This window comes from Streptomyces poriferorum, from assembly GCF_019399235.1.
GTDB lineage: Bacteria > Actinomycetota > Actinomycetes > Streptomycetales > Streptomycetaceae > Streptomyces > Streptomyces poriferorum.
On the sequence record NZ_JAELVH010000164.1, the window covers coordinates 1 to 14,292 of the forward strand.

The 14,292-nt window shown below is 66.9% G+C and carries 13 protein-coding genes and 3 pseudogenes; 9 read left to right on the top strand and 7 right to left on the bottom strand.

Features of this window, described 5'->3' with window-relative positions; genetic code table 11:
• Positions 1-699 (top strand): rhomboid family intramembrane serine protease (locus JGS39_RS25570; RefSeq protein ID WP_219571864.1); only part of this gene is annotated, 699 nt, incomplete at its 5' end.
• A gap of 298 nt (positions 700-997) precedes the next feature.
• Here the strand turns inward: JGS39_RS25570 and crgA are convergent.
• Positions 998-1,252 carry a cell division protein CrgA gene (crgA, locus tag JGS39_RS25575; protein WP_136326732.1) on the bottom strand — a complete coding sequence of 85 codons (255 nt, stop codon included), beginning with the start codon at positions 1,250-1,252 and terminating at the stop codon, positions 998-1,000.
• A 141-nt stretch (positions 1,253-1,393) separates the two neighbouring features.
• Between crgA and JGS39_RS25580 the strand changes: the two genes are divergently transcribed.
• Genes JGS39_RS25580 through JGS39_RS25605 form a run of 6 tightly spaced genes read left to right on the top strand, consistent with a single transcriptional unit; the run spans position 1,394 to position 5,907 of the window.
• On the top strand, positions 1,394-2,161 hold the full coding sequence (locus tag JGS39_RS25580) for a DUF881 domain-containing protein (RefSeq protein WP_219571865.1): 768 nt from the start codon (positions 1,394-1,396) through the stop codon (positions 2,159-2,161).
• A 25-nt stretch (positions 2,162-2,186) separates the two neighbouring features.
• Positions 2,187-2,909 carry a class E sortase gene (locus tag JGS39_RS25585; protein WP_219571866.1) on the top strand — a complete coding sequence of 241 codons (723 nt, stop codon included), beginning with the start codon at positions 2,187-2,189 and terminating at the stop codon, positions 2,907-2,909.
• Positions 2,910-2,965: 56 nt separating this feature from the next.
• Positions 2,966-3,154: a hypothetical protein gene (locus tag JGS39_RS25590; protein WP_148019760.1), complete on the top strand. Its 189-nt coding sequence runs from the start codon at positions 2,966-2,968 to the stop codon at positions 3,152-3,154.
• Positions 3,151-3,789 (top strand): aminodeoxychorismate/anthranilate synthase component II, encoded by a 639-nt coding sequence (locus tag JGS39_RS25595; protein WP_219571867.1) that lies wholly within the window; start codon positions 3,151-3,153, stop codon positions 3,787-3,789. Before JGS39_RS25590 ends, JGS39_RS25595 begins: the two co-directional genes overlap by 4 nt.
• Positions 3,786-5,141, top strand: a complete 1,356-nt coding sequence (locus JGS39_RS25600) for a class E sortase (protein ID WP_219571869.1) — start codon at positions 3,786-3,788, stop codon at positions 5,139-5,141. Before JGS39_RS25595 ends, JGS39_RS25600 begins: the two co-directional genes overlap by 4 nt.
• 34 nt (positions 5,142-5,175) lie before the next feature.
• Positions 5,176-5,907 (top strand): class E sortase, encoded by a 732-nt coding sequence (locus JGS39_RS25605; protein ID WP_219571870.1) that lies wholly within the window; start codon positions 5,176-5,178, stop codon positions 5,905-5,907.
• Here JGS39_RS25605 and JGS39_RS42120 read toward each other — a convergent pair.
• Positions 5,903-6,479: pseudogene (locus JGS39_RS42120) on the bottom strand (transposase); the annotation flags it as partial. The gene JGS39_RS25605 and the pseudogene JGS39_RS42120 sit on opposite strands and share 5 nt — an antisense overlap.
• 20 nt (positions 6,480-6,499) lie before the next feature.
• On the opposite strand from JGS39_RS42120, the gene JGS39_RS25615 reads away from it, so the two are divergent.
• Positions 6,500-6,988 (top strand): hypothetical protein, encoded by a 489-nt coding sequence (locus JGS39_RS25615; protein WP_219571872.1) that lies wholly within the window; start codon positions 6,500-6,502, stop codon positions 6,986-6,988.
• Here JGS39_RS25615 and JGS39_RS25620 read toward each other — a convergent pair.
• Both JGS39_RS25620 and JGS39_RS41060 read right to left on the bottom strand, forming a co-directional pair.
• Positions 6,981-8,184: pseudogene (locus JGS39_RS25620) on the bottom strand (IS110 family RNA-guided transposase). The gene JGS39_RS25615 and the pseudogene JGS39_RS25620 overlap by 8 nt on opposite strands.
• Before the next feature lie 578 nt (positions 8,185-8,762).
• Positions 8,763-8,900 (bottom strand): annotated as a pseudogene (locus JGS39_RS41060) (IS5 family transposase); the annotation flags it as partial.
• On the opposite strand from JGS39_RS41060, the gene JGS39_RS25625 reads away from it, so the two are divergent.
• The gene (locus tag JGS39_RS25625) at positions 8,859-8,990 is read left to right on the top strand and encodes a hypothetical protein (RefSeq protein ID WP_443742898.1); all 132 of its coding nucleotides are present in this window, start codon (positions 8,859-8,861) and stop codon (positions 8,988-8,990) included. The pseudogene JGS39_RS41060 and the gene JGS39_RS25625 overlap by 42 nt on opposite strands.
• Positions 8,991-9,474: 484 nt before the next feature.
• Here JGS39_RS25625 and JGS39_RS25630 read toward each other — a convergent pair whose 3' ends face one another.
• From JGS39_RS25630 to JGS39_RS25640, 3 genes are all read right to left on the bottom strand, one after another.
• Positions 9,475-9,933, bottom strand: coding sequence for a hypothetical protein (locus JGS39_RS25630; RefSeq protein WP_219571874.1), 459 nt, complete (start codon positions 9,931-9,933; stop codon positions 9,475-9,477).
• A 681-nt stretch (positions 9,934-10,614) separates the two neighbouring features.
• The gene (pknB, locus tag JGS39_RS25635; protein ID WP_219571875.1) at positions 10,615-12,609 is read right to left on the bottom strand and encodes a Stk1 family PASTA domain-containing Ser/Thr kinase; all 1,995 of its coding nucleotides are present in this window, start codon (positions 12,607-12,609) and stop codon (positions 10,615-10,617) included.
• Between the two features lie 167 nt (positions 12,610-12,776).
• Positions 12,777-14,240, bottom strand: coding sequence for a peptidoglycan D,D-transpeptidase FtsI family protein (locus JGS39_RS25640; protein WP_219571877.1), 1,464 nt, complete (start codon positions 14,238-14,240; stop codon positions 12,777-12,779).
• Positions 14,241-14,292 lie beyond the last annotated feature (52 nt).

Here is a 14,292-nt window from a genome sequence, read left to right on the forward strand (position 1 = left end):
TCAGCCGGGGGTCGGCCGCGGACGATCGCCGGCGGTGCGGTCGCGGCCGACCCCCGGCTGATCACCAAGATCCTGCTGGGGATCAACGCCGCAGTGTTCCTCGCCGTGCTGGCCAACGACGCGCTGATCAACGACCTGACGCTGCTGGGACAGGCTCCGTACTACCCGTACGGCCCGGTCCAGGGAGTCGCGGAGGGCCAGTGGTACCGGCTGTTCACGTCGATGTTCCTGCACGAGGCGGTGTGGCACTTCGCCTTCAACATGCTGGGGCTGTGGTGGCTGGGCGGACCGCTGGAGGCGGTGCTCGGCCGCGCCCGCTATCTGGCGCTCTATCTGATCTCCGGGCTCGCGGGCGGCGCCCTGACCTACTGGCTCGCCGCGCCGAACCAGCCCTCGCTGGGCGCCTCGGGAGCCATCTTCGGCCTGCTGGGCGCCACGGTCGTCCTGATGCGCCGGCTGAACTACGACATGCGCCCGGTGTTCATGATCCTCGCGCTCAACCTGGTCATCACCTTCAACCCCTGGGGCGGAATCGCCTGGCAGGCGCATGTGGGCGGCCTGGTCGCGGGCGTGCTGATCGGGATCGGCATGGTGCACGCGCCACGGGAGCGGCGGAACCTCGTGCAGTTCGGCACCTGTGCCGCGGTGCTGGTCGCGGTGATCCTGATCGTGGTGGCGAGAACGGCCGCGCTGACTTAGGCAGGCACGGTCAGCCCGATATGGACCGTTTGTGATCGAAGTTGTCCACAGTGTGCACCTGATCTTGTGCATGATGCGGGTACAACTGTGCCCCTTGTCGCTGAGCTGGGTTTTTCCAGCCAGGACAAGGGGCGTGCCACCCGCGTCGAGGGGTGGCTGCAGTCACACCGGCGTCAACGACCGAGGAGTTATCCACAGATCGTCTGACCTTTTCCCCCGCCTGTGGATAACGCTGTGGGTAACTCAGGGCAAGGGTTGCGGGACCAGGGTCCGCTGTGGTGCTAGGCGGTCCGCGGAGCTACTTCCACTGGGTCGAGACGCCGAAGCCGCCGGCGATGAAGCCGAAACCGACGACGATGTTCCAGTTCCCCAGCGAGTCGATCGGCAGGTCGCCGTCGGTCACGTAGAAAACGACGATCCAGGCCAGTCCGATCAGGAACAGCGCCAGCATCACCGGCGCGACCCAACTGCGATTGGTCAGCTTTATGTTGGTTGCCTGCTTCGCCGGAGGCGGCGTGAAGTCGGCCTTCTTGCGGATACGTGACTTCGGCACGAGGAACTCTCCTGTCGATGCGCTGCGTGACCGCGCAGGGAACTGTGGCTGGCGCCGGGGCTGGGCGCGAGGGGGAATGCTGCCTCCCCCGGGCGTCCGTTAGCGTAGTGCTTCCGTGGCGCCGAAGGAGATAAGGGTACGTTGAGCAATTCTGCCGACTCTCCCCCAGGCCCGGTCCGGCGCACCTTCCGGCACCCGGCCAAAGTGCTCACGGCTGCCGTTTTCGCCCTGGCGGGCCTCATCTTCGTCACCAGCGCGAATACCGCCAAGGGCACCAATATCCGTACGGACTCCTCGCTGCTGAAACTCTCCGATCTCATTCAGCAACGCAGTGAGAAGAACGCCTCCCTGGACGAGTCCGTGGCCTCCGTGCGCGACGACATCGACACCCTCGCCCGGCGCGACGGCGGCAGCACCGAGGCGGAGGAGGCCAGGCTCAAGGCGCTGGAGCGCGCGGCCGGCACCGCGAAGCTCTCCGGCCGCGCCGTCTCCGTCACGCTGAACGACGCCCCGCAGAACGCCACGGCGAGCCCCGGCTACCCCGATCCGCAACCCAATGACCTGGTCATCCACCAGCAGGACCTCCAGGCCGTCGTCAACGCCCTGTGGCAGGGCGGCGCCCGCGGGATCAAGGTCATGGACCAGCGGCTGATCTCCACCAGCGCGGTGCGCTGCGTCGGCAACACCCTGATCCTCCAGGGCCGGGTCTACTCGCCGCCGTACAAGATCACCGCTGTCGGTGATCCCGCAGAGCTGGAGCAGGCGCTCGACGCCTCCCCGGCGATCCAGAACTACCTGCTGTACGTGAAGGCGTACGGGCTCGGCTGGAAAGTCGACGAGCGCGAGGCGGTGACTCTTCCCGGCTACTCGGGCACAGTGGATCTCCACTATGCGGAGCCGGTGAAGTAGCGAGCAGCTGCGGGGAGGCCGACCGGTGTCGGTGCGACTGATCGTCAGGACGTTCAGCGAGCTGTGTATCACCGTCGGCGCCCTGATCATCCTCTTTGTGGTCTACGTCCTCTTCTGGACCGGGGTGAAGGCAGCGGGCGCGACCGAGGGACAGATCGACGACCTGCAGAACCAGTGGGCGCACGGCGCGGTGACCGCACCCGTGCCCCTGCCGTCCGCCTCGCCCCCGCCGTCGGACCCGAAGCCGTCCGCCCCGGCACCGGCCCCGAAGGCGTACCGGGACGGGAAGCCGTTCGCGATGCTCTACGTTCCCCGCTTCGGGAAGGACTGGGAGTGGCCCGTCCTGGAGAACACGAAGGTCAAGACCCTGCAGAAGGGTCTGGGGCACTACCGGGGCACCGCGGCGGCAGGCGCGACCGGCAACTTCGCGGTGGCCGGGCACCGGCGCACCTACGGCGATCCGTTCAAGGACTTCCCGAAGCTGCGGCCCGGTGACGCGGTGATCGTGACGGACGGGACGACGTGGTTCACGTACCGCATCGACAAGAAGCCGTACCGGACCGTGCCGAGCGATGTCGGTGTCATCGACCCGGTCCCCCGTAAATCCGGCTTCGACGGACCCGGCCGGTATCTGACGCTGACCACCTGCGAGCCCGAGTGGGGCAGCAGTCACCGGCTGATCGCCTGGGCGCACCTGGACGCGACCCAGCCCGTCACCGACGGGAAGCCCGCAGCTTTCCACAGCTGACCCACGGCGATGCCCCGGCCCTTTAGTCTGGTCCCGTACCGAATGGAGGGGTCAGCATGTACGGCTGGATCTGGCGGCATCTGCCGGGCAACGCGTGGGTGCGTGGGTTCATTTCGCTCGTGCTTGCCCTGGCGGTCGTCTACGTCCTGTTCCAGTACGTCTTCCCGTGGGCGGAGCCGCTGCTCCCGTTCGGCGATGTGACGGTGGACGGCGACGGCACGAGCGCGATGGGGGCCGGCCGATGAGCGCCCGCATCCTCGTCGTCGACAACTACGACAGCTTCGTCTTCAACCTCGTCCAGTACCTCTACCAGCTGGGCGCCGAGTGCGAGGTGCTCCGCAACGACGAGGTGACCACGGGCCACGCCCAGGACGGCTTCGACGGCGTCCTGCTCTCGCCCGGTCCCGGCACCCCCGAGCACGCGGGCGTCTGCATCGACATGGTGCGGCACTGCGCGGCGACCGGCGTCCCGGTCTTCGGCGTCTGCCTGGGCATGCAGTCGATGGCGGTGGCGTACGGCGGCGTGGTGGACCGCGCCCCGGAGCTGCTGCACGGCAAGACGTCTCCGGTGATCCACGAGGGCAGGGGCGTCTTCGCCGGTCTGCCCTCGCCCTTCATCGCGACCCGCTACCACTCGCTCGCCGCCGAACCGGACACGGTCCCCGAGGAGCTGGAGGTCACCGCGCGGACGGCCGACGGCATCATCATGGGGCTGCGCCACCGAAAGCTGGCGGTCGAAGGGGTGCAGTTCCATCCGGAGTCGGTGCTCACCGAGCACGGCCATCTGATGCTGGCGAACTGGCTGGCGCAGTGCGGTGACGCCGGAGCCGTCGAGAGGTCGGCGGGACTCGCGCCGGTGGTGGGCAAGGCCGTCGCGTGACGCCACCCCGCCATGGATCCGACGCCGGACAGGACGGCCCGTACGAACCGGGCGGGTTCGAGGCGGCGGTGGATCACCTGGCGGACCCGTTGAACGACCCGTTGCCCGCGCGGCACGCCTCGCCGTGGTTCCGGACGGAGGACATCCCCGCCGGGCAGGCGGTCGCGGACAGCGGCGGGACGGGAAGCCCCGGATCCGGAGCGGCGCCGCCGCAGGCGTCACACGGGCCGCAGACGGCCCAGGACCCTCCGCGTGAGTGGTACGACCCCGAGGGATACGAACGGGACTGGTACGGCCGCCAGGGGCCCGCGCAGGAGGCTCCTGTCCCCGCGTCACCCGTCCCGCCCACCGAGCAGCTGCCCCGTCAGGACGAGACCGTAGCGCTGCGGAAGGCGGAACCCCGGCGCGTAGTCGTGGCCGACCAGGCGGTCACGGCGGTCCTGCCGGTGACGGTTCCCCGTCCGGGACCGGAGCGGGATTCCGGGGACGACGCGGAACCGGACGCCTCCGCTCCGGCCACCGGCGGGCGGGCCGAGCGGCGCCGGGCGGCGAAGGGCCGCGGGCGAAGGCGCGGCGACGGGCAGCCGGAGACCGCCGCGGCGGGGGCCGGCGGGGCGGACGACACGCCCCCGAAGCCGATGTCGCGCGTCGAGGCACGGCGGGCGGCCAAGGCGGCGAAGGACAGCCCCGCGGTCGTGGTCAGCCGGGTGGTCGGCGAGCTGTTCATCTCGCTGGGCGTACTGATGCTGCTCTTCGTCACGTACCAGCTGTGGTGGACGAACGTGCGCGCCGACCAGATAGCCGGCAAGGAGACGCACAAGATCCAGGACGACTGGGCCAACGGCAAGCGCAGCCCCGGCGTGTTCGCGCCTGGTGAGGGCTTCGCGATCATCCACATCCCGAAACTCGACGTGGTTACGCCGATCGCCGAAGGCATCAGCAAGGAGAAGGTCCTCGACCGCGGCATGGTCGGGCACTACGGCGAGGAACCGCTGCGCACGGCGATGCCCTCGGACAAGCAGGGCAACTTCGCCCTGGCCGGCCACCGCAACACCCACGGAGAGCCCTTCCGCTACGTCAACCGGCTGAGCCCCGGCGACCCGATCGTGGTCGAGACGCAGGATGCCTACTACACGTACGAGATGACGAGCGTCCTTCCCCAGACCTCGCCGTCCAACGTGTCGGTCATTGGCGCGGTGCCCCCGCAGTCGGGGTTCAAGAAGCCGGGCCGCTACATCACCCTGACGACCTGTACGCCCGAATTCACGAGTACGTACCGTTTGATCGTCTGGGGCAAGATGGTCGACGAACGGCCGCGCAGCAAGGGGAAGCCCGACGCGCTCCTGGACTGAGCGGGCCGAACGACATCACGACAGGGGCGGTGCGGTGGCAGCGAGGACCGAGGACGAAGAGCAGATCGGCGAGTCCGCGCCCCCGGTGCGGCCCAGGGGCCGCCATCCCTTCGCGACCGCCGTCAGCGTCTTCGGTGAACTGCTGATCACCGCGGGCCTGGTGCTCGGCCTCTTCGTCGTCTACTCGCTGTGGTGGACGAACGTCCTGGCCGACCGCGAGGCCTCCAAGCAGGGCCACACCGTCCGCGACCGCTGGGCCGACGGCCCGGGCGCGCTGGACACCAAGGACGGCATCGGGTTCCTGCACGTCCCGTCGATGAAGAACGGCGAGGTGCTCGTCAAGAAGGGCACCGACACCGAGACCCTCAACGACGGCATCGCCGGCTACTACACCGATCCGGTGAAGTCGGCGCTCCCGTCCGACAAGGAGGGCAACTTCACCCTGGCCGCCCACCGCGACGGTCACGGGGCGAAGTTCCACAACATCGACAAGGTGCGGACCGGGGACGCGGTCGTCTTCGAGACCAAGGACACCTGGTACGTCTACAAGGTCTTCAGGGAGCTCCCCGAGACGTCGAAGTACAACGTCGACGTGCTCCAGGCCGTGCCGAAGGGCTCGGGCGCCAAGAAGGCCGGCCGCTACATCACACTGACGACGTGCACCCCCGTCTTCACGTCGAAGTACCGCTACATCGTGTGGGGCGAGCTAGTGCGTACGGAGAAGGTCGACCACGACCGTACGAAGCCGGCGGAGCTGGGCCGGTGAGGCGATGCCGGTCGGTGCGCCCTGAGGAGCCCGGAACTGGAGCGGCGCCGCAAAGTGTGGCGAATGCGGCCTCCGTGCGCAGGCGTTCCGAGGTATCGCCACCTGTGACCAAAAGCTGTCCCGCGGTCTCGCTCGCGGTCTCGTTTACCACGCCGAACAATGCGACGAGATCGGGCCCGGCGGACGCGGTGAGCGTGGTCAGATGGTCGGAGACCTCGTCGATCTCCTCGGTGAGCATGTGGATGCGACGTGTCAGTTGCCGCAGCGCATAGCGGGCGGCGTTGGCAGGACAGCTGAGATCAGCTCCCGGCCGCAGCCGAAGGCAGCACTTGACCATGGCCTTCCTGGTGAGCCCCGTGAGTGACGCGCGCAGAGGTTCGGGTGCGGTTACCCGCAAGGGCTTCTACCGTGCCGGTGTGGGACTTGGGGATCGCCGTAGCGCGTCCTGAGGCTGCTGCGCGGGCGACGGCATAGGCGTCGATTGGGTCAGATACTCCGCGGGCGTGGCGGGTGCCACGGTCAGGGGTGTTGACCTCGACCACCATCAGGCCAGCCGCGCTGAGTACCGGCGTGCGGCGGGCAGGATGGCGGCGTGGCTGATCTGCTGTGGGATGACGTCAAGAGCTTCTTCGACCCTGACTTGATGGGGTCGTTGCCGGACGTGGTTGTCCCCGAGACCTCGGTGGAGGACTGGCAGGCGGTCCTCGATCTCGGCGGGGTGAGCGACTGGATGTGCAAGTACTCCGAAGGCGAGACGGTGCATCCGGTGCCTCGCGCGGAAGCAGTGCTGTCTCGCCCGGCTGACGCGGAGTGCGCGGAACTGCGGGTCTGGCCGACTGCCGATGTATTGGCGATCTTCCGTTTCTATTCGGTTGAGGAGATCGACTTCGATGTTGATCTGCGGGAACTCCAGGGCCAGGAGCGACTCGACGTGCTCTGCGGCTTCCTCGCCGTGATCGGGCGGCGGTTGGGCAAGCCGGTGGTGATGTATGGCGAGGGCGGCGCTCCCAACCATCCGGTCCTCGGGTTCGATGTCGAGAGCGATCAGGTGGATCTGTTGGCGAGGCCGATGGTCAGATGACCGCTGCGGTTGGACGGTGTTCGTAGAAGGTGCCTTCGCGGAGCATTGCGAAGAGGACGTCGGCTCTGCGACGGGCGAGGCAGAGCAGGGCCTGGGTGTGGGTGCTTGCCCTGGGCGATCTTCTTGTCGTAGCAGGCCCGCGATGCCGGGTCGCCGAGGGCGGCGAACGCGGAGAGGAAGATGGCCCGTTTGAGCTGCTTGTTTCCCCTCTTGGAGGGCTGTTCGCCGCGGATCGAGGAGCCTGAGTTGCGGGTTGCCGGGGCGAGTCCGGCGTAGGCGGCGAGGTGGGCGGGGAGGGGAAGCTGCTGCTGTCGCCGGCCTCGATGAGGATCCTGGCTCTGGTCCTGATCCCGACGCCCGGCATCGAGATCAGGACTTTGGAAAGAGGGTGGGCCTCCAGCAGTTCCTCGATCCGCCCGGCCAGGAGCTTGCGCTGGTCGAGGACGGCGGTGAGCGAGGCGGCCAGGCTCGGGACGATGAGTGCGGCCGCCTCGGTGCCGGGGACCACTACGGTCTGCTCGTCCAGCGCGGTGAATATGTCCTCGACCAGGCGCTCAGCCATGCGCGGCGCCTTCGGCCGCAGCAGCGTGACCAGCCGCCGGCGGCCTGCCTTGCGGATGTGGGCCGGGGAACCGAACCGTTCCAGCAGGGTGAGAACGGCTGGGTGCTGCAGCTGTGGGCCCAGGACCCGTTCCAGGGACGGGTGGATCTGGGTGAGCAGGCCGTGGAGCCGGTTCGCGACCCGTGTGGCCTCGCCCGTCAGGTCGTCGTCGAAGCCGGCGATCATCTCCAGCTCGGCGATCGTCTCGTCTTCGAGGTCAACCGAGCGCAGGGTATGAGGCATCGCGCGGGCGGCGTCGGCGATGATGAATGCGTCCCTCGCGTCGGTCTTGGTCTCGCCGGGGTAGAGGTCGGCGATCCGTCGCATCGTCAGCCCTGGCAGGTAGGCGACGGGGTTAGCCCATATCCCGGGCGACCGCCAGCGGCAGGGCTCCGATGGAGGCTGGCTGGTCGACGACGACCAGCACCGTCGCGTGCTTGGCCTGCAACTTCACGAACAGTTCCCGCAGCTTGGGCTCGGTGTTGGGCAGGCGTTTGTCGAACGCCTTCTTCCCGGCCGGGGTGACGGCGGTGGCGTGGTGTTCGCCCTTGCCGACGTCCAGGCCGAGGAAGACGTCGATGTCGCCGGTGTCGATCACGTGCGTCCTCCGTTCGTGCTTCTGCCCAGCCTCGTCCACGGCACCGATCGCCACATCCACATTACGAAGAGCCTCCCGGCCTGCTGGGCAGGCCGGCGGTCATGCCCCTAGTCAGCGGTCAGTCAGTGCCTCCGGGCCCGGTGACACCACCACCCCCCGGATCATGGTTAACAAGGGGGGGGAAGTCATGCCGGGCCCAGAGGCCGGGAGCCCCATTGCGGGGCAACCAAAAAGGTAATGGGGGGGGAGATCTGTTCCTGTTCCTGGTGCCATGCCGCCACCCACGTGGGAGGCGCGTGGTTTGAGATCTCACGACCGCTGTACCTGCCCATGGAGACGCTCTGGGAGAGAGCCGTCGCGGACGGCCTACCCGCTGGTGTCTCTCACGCCTTCGGCATCTTTGACAGGACACTGTGCGGGATCCGGGAAACTGGCTTGTCGCCGTCTGACCGCTGGTGGCTGTCAGAACGAGAGAATGCCTATGGTGTCTGCCGGGAATTAGCGGGTGTCATCAAACGACCGCTGGTCGCAGGCTATGAGAAATGAGGACGCGCGGGTCAGTGTGGCCCGGGGGGCTATGAATCCTTCCAGTTCGGAGTCGACTCCCGGGTGAGCCTGCGGCTCATCAGGCCGATCATCGCGAGGCGGATCATGGCTTCGGAGCGGTGCGGGTGGGTCTCGTAATCGCGGACGAGACGGCGGTGGTGCACGACTCAACCGCCTGGCTGCACCAGTTCAAACGGCTCCGCATCCGCTACGAGCCGACCTTCATCAGGGCCTTCTCGAACTGGCCTGCAGCGTGATTTGCCTGCGGAGATTACAGCAAAAATCGCCGCTTGCCGGGTCAGTAGCGGAGGCGGGCCTCAGACCCGTCGATGCGCAGCGTGCAGCTCTTGAATACCTGCAGCAAGGTTGCCCGCCGCCGACCGGTGCCAGCGTGAGCTCAGGGTCCCTCAGCGGCTTCATCACGGCGACGGCGCGACTGCCGTCTGGGTCCGGGCCTCTGAGGGCCGCCTCTGCCTCGAACAAGGCCCTCACGCCCACCCAGCCTGGCCGCGGAGTGAAGCGCGCCAGGAAGAACGGCTGGTCACAGCCGTACTCGCTGATCTCGCCGAGCAAGACGTTCCCCTGCAAGAACTGCCACTGCGTCACGACTCGCCCCGTTCTCAACCGCCCAGTCGAAGTCGCATCTGCACAGTACGCAACTGCCTGGCCAAGTCATTCTGAAAAAATCAGCAAAAGGCGAGTTCATCCCGCACTATGGTGGGATGAACTCGCCGCTCTAGATTATCCGCAGTGACCGATGCTGAAGGCTCCGGCCGACTTGCCCTTGTACACGATCCTTCCGGATATCTGGATGCAGTGACCGGCGGCCGGAATCTTCACCGGCCCTGCATAATTGAGATAGTTGCCCTTGTCTTCATCGCGTGTGCTGGTGAGGGTGCAGGTGCCGGTAGAAGTCGTCTGTGTGCACTTGATCAAGCTGATGTACATTTCCTTCGCTACCCCGTTCCCGCCGGCGCTATTGGCGACGGTGACGGCACAGTTGTAGCCTGTAGAAGAATCGTAGTACAGATATACGTTTCCGTAATTTACGCTCCCGTTTGCTGAGCCAGTTATGACGGAGTACGAGTCAATTTGCGAGCCGCTGCACCCATATCCTGCGGCGCTCGCTGACGGGGCAAGGGTTAGTGCTCCCAGAAGTATTGTAGTGAATGCGGTCAGGAATGTGACAACTCTGCGCACGGTCTTCTCCTTTGGATTCTCGAGGTTATCGTACAGGTAAGGATCTTGGCGTGGTCAAGGCCTGTGGGGTGGTGATTGGAGGAAATGTATTTCTTGATTAAATAGATAGAGGGCTTTTGTGTGATATGTGGTGTTGTTGTATTTGTTCATTCCGTATTTGATCTAAAACGGTTCGGGTTCGGGGTCCTTGCATGGGCGTGAGTGATCTGGCGAGACATCTGTCGCCGGTTCAGGAAGCCGCCCTGCGGCTGCGGGCGATGCCGCGTTGGTGGCGGGACGTGTCCGTGAGGACATGACGGCGGTCGTCCGGCGCGTCGCTGAAAGCGGCCAGTCGGGCAGGGCTCCAGCAAGGGTGTTTGCGCTGCTGGAGCGAGGTTATGCCTGAGCGCGAATTGGAGGTGGGTTGCCTGGGCGGGCACAGCAGGCCGCCATGCTGGCAGTGGCGCTGCAGGACGTCTATCAGGGTGGGTGACACGCGAACGCGACCCCTGTTCGTGATCAAAGGATTCGAGAACCTTGACCATCGGGGATCGCGTTCGCGTCGTCAGTCGGGTTGCTGCGGAGCATGAGCACGCGATCAGCTCATGTCACCGAGTGAGAACCCATCAGCCCTGGCCCCGGATTAGTTAACCCTCACCGTTGAGGTGACCGTGGCCCTGCGCTGCTGAATCGTGGTGCGACCTACCGGCCGTTCCCGCCGCCCAGGAGGCCGTTCCCGTTGCCGTTCCCGCCCATGGTGGTGAGCGTGATGGTGGTGGCGGCCGGGTCGGCCTGCGTGTTCGGCTGCGGGTCGCTGCCGGTCACGATGGCGTTGTCGTCACCCGAGTTGCCTTCCGCGAACTGGATGTTGGTGAAGCCGGCCGCGGCGAGTTCCTGCTTGGCCTGGGACACCGGCTTCATCCTGACGTCCGGCACGGGGACCGTCGCAGGCTGCGGCGGACCCTTGGACACCTTGAGGATGATCGAGGTGTCCTTGCCCACCTTCTCGTCGGCCACCGGGTTCTGTTCGACCACGGTGCCCGCGGGCTTCTCGTTGTCGACCTCGGACTTGCCGATGTTGGTGAAGCCGAGCTGGGTCAGCTGGGCCACCGCCTGGTCCCACGTACGGTCGGTCACCGAAGGCACCGAGATCAGCTTCTCCGTGGCGACCGAGAGCTTCACCTCGGAGTTCTTCTCAGCCTTGGAGTTGCCCTTCGGCGTCTGGTCCAGGACCGTGCCCGCGTCGGCGGCGGATGACTCGACGGAGTTGACCGTGACCGTGAAGCCCTTTTCCTCAAGGATTTGGCGGGCATTGTCCTTGGACTTCTCCGTGACGTCCGGCACCTCGACCTTCGGCGCACCGCTGGAGACGAAGACCGTGATGGTGTCGTTCTCCTCGACCTGCGCGCCCTTCGCGGGCGTCTGCCGGCAGATCTTGCCCGCGGGCTGCTGCTCGCACTCCTCCTTCGGGCCCTGCTTGAGGACGGTGTTCGTGTTGTCCGCGAGCAGCTTCGCTTCCTGGACCGTCGAACCGACCATGTTCGGCGCGGCGAACGTGCCGTCGCCGCTGTCACCGTCGCCGCCGAAGACGGACCTGCCGATGAGGATCGCGCCGATCAGCACCAGGATGCCCGCGACGACCAGCAGGATCGTCGAGGTGTTGCCCTTCTTCTGCCGGCGGCGGTCGGGGCGGTCGTCGTAGCCGTAGCCGCCGTCGTCCGGGTTGACCGGCGGCAGCATCGACGTCTGAGGACCGTTGTGGTCCGTGGCCCGCAGGGCGGTGGTCGGCTGGTCGTTGTCGTAACCGCCGTAGCCGCCGTACCCGGCCGCGCCCATCCCCGCCGCTGCCGCGACCGGCTGGCCGTCGAGGCAGGCCTCGATGTCGGCGCGCATCTCGTCGGCCGACTGGTAGCGGTAGTCGGGGTCCTTGGTGAGGGCCTTCAGCACGATCGCGTCCATCTCGGGCGTGATCTCGGGGTCGAAGTTGCTCGGCGGCTGAGGCTCTTCCCGCACGTGCTGGTAGGCCACCGCGACGGGTGAGTCCCCGACGAAGGGCGGCCTGACGGCCAGCAGCTCGTAGAGCAGGCAGCCGGTGGAGTACAGGTCGGAGCGCGCGTCCACCTGTTCGCCCTTGGCCTGCTCCGGGGAGAGGTACTGGGCGGTGCCGATGACGGCCGCGGTCTGGGTCATCGTCATGCCGGAGTCGCCCATGGCGCGGGCGATGCCGAAGTCCATGACCTTGACCTGGCCGGTACGCGTCAGCATGACGTTCGCCGGCTTGATGTCGCGGTGCACGATCTGGGCGCGGTGCGAGTACTCCAGCGCCTGAAGGATCCCGACGGTCATCTCGAGGGTGCGCTCGGGCAGCAGCCTGCGGCCGGAGTGGAGCAGTTCCCTGAGCGTCGACCCGTCGACGTACTCCATGACGATGTACGGGATCGAGACCCCGTCGACGTAGTCCTCACCGGTGTCGTAGACCGCGACGATCGCCGGGTGGTTGAGCGAGGCGGCGGACTGGGCCTCACGGCGGAACCGGGCCTGGAAGGACGGGTCGCGGGCGAGGTCAGCCCGGAGCGTCTTCACAGCTACGGTGCGGCCGAGCCGGGTGTCGTGAGCGAGGTAGACCTCGGCCATGCCACCACGGCCGAGCACCGAGCCCAGCTCGTACCGGCCGCCGAGGCGACGCGGCTCTTCCATAACTGTTCCAGCCCTCTCCGTCAGTCCTGACCGCACCGGTGTGCGGTCCGGCGGTGTGCTGTTCGCGCATACGCTACCGGCCGCGCATCAGCTGATCGGCCCGCAGGCAATACCTGATATCCGACCGGTATCCGCGGGCGCGGATTTGAGGCCAGGTGTGAGCGGTGTCACTTCTTGCCGTCGATGACTGCCTTCATGACCGCCTTCGCGATGGGAGCGGCCAGGCCGCCACCGGAGATGTCGTCACGGTTGGCCTCGCCGTCCTCGACGACCACGGCGACGGCGACGGGGGAGCCGTCATCGGTCTTGGCGTAGGAGATGAACCAGGCGTACGGCTTCTCGCTGTTGTTGAGGCCGTGCTGGGCGGTGCCCGTCTTGCCGCCGACGGTGGCGCCGTCGATCTTGGCGTTCGTTCCCGTGCCGGAGTTGACGACGGTCTCCATCATCTGCTGGAGCTTCTGGGCGTTCTCACCCGAGATGGGCTGGCTGAGCTGCTCCGTCTCGTGGGTGTAGATGTCGTCCAGGCTGGGCGACTGCCGCTTGGCGACCATGTACGGCTGCATCAGCTTGCCGTCGTTGGCGACCGCCGAGGCCACCATGGCCATCTGGAGCGGGGTGGTCCGGTTGGACGCCTGGCCGATGCCGGCCATGGCGTTCTGCGGACGGTTGTCCTTGGGGTAGATGCTCGCGGCGGAGCGGACCGGAGTGAAGATCTCCTTGTTGAAACCGAACTTGTCGGCCTGGTCGATCATCTTCTGGTTGCCCAGGTCATCGCTGATCTTGCCGAAGACGGTGTTGCAGGACATCCGCAGGGCCTCCCGGAGCGAGGCGTTCTCGCACGGGATGTTGCCCTCGTTGGCCAGGGGCTGTCCGGTGGTCAGCGGAAGCCGCCAGGGCAGCGGCGACTTCGTGGCCGCGTCGATGTCGGTGTAGAGCCCGTTCTCCAGAGCGGCGGCCGCCGTGACGACCTTGAAGGTCGAGCCGGGCGGGTAGGTCTCGCGCAATGCCCGGTTGAGCATCGGCTTGTCCTTGTCCTTCTGGAGCTTCTGCCAGGCCTTGGAGTCCTTGTCGGAGTTGCCCGCGAAGGTCGAGGGGTCGTACGAAGGGGTGCTGGCGAGCGCCAGGATGGCACCGGTCTGCGGGTCGAGGGCGGCGACGGCGCCCTTCTTGTTCCCGAGGCCCTCGAAGGCGGCCTTCTGGGCGGCGCTGTTGAGCGTGGTGACGACGTTGCCGCCCTGCTTCTCGTCGCCGGTGAACATCGACATCGTGTTGTCGAAGAAGAGCTGGTCGTCGTTGCCGGTGAGGATGCCGTCCTCGATGCTTTCGAGCTGCGTGGCGCCGAAGGCCTGCGAGGAGTAACCGGTGACGGGCGCCCACATGGGCCCGTTCTTCCAGACCCGCTTGTACTTGAAGTCGCTGTCCTTGGTCTCGGCGGACCCGGTGATCTCGGCGCCACCGTCGACGATGATGTTTCCGCGCTCGTGTGCGTACCGCTCGATGCGGACGCGGCGGTTCTCGTCGCGGGTGTTGAGCTCGTCGGCCTTCACGTACTGGAGGTAGTTCGTCCGTGCGAGCAGGGCGAAGATGAGGACGCCGCAGAAGATCGCGATCCGGCGCAGGGGCTTGTTCACGGTCGGACCACCTGGGTCATCTCGGCGTCGGAGGACGGGGCGGGGGCCGGGG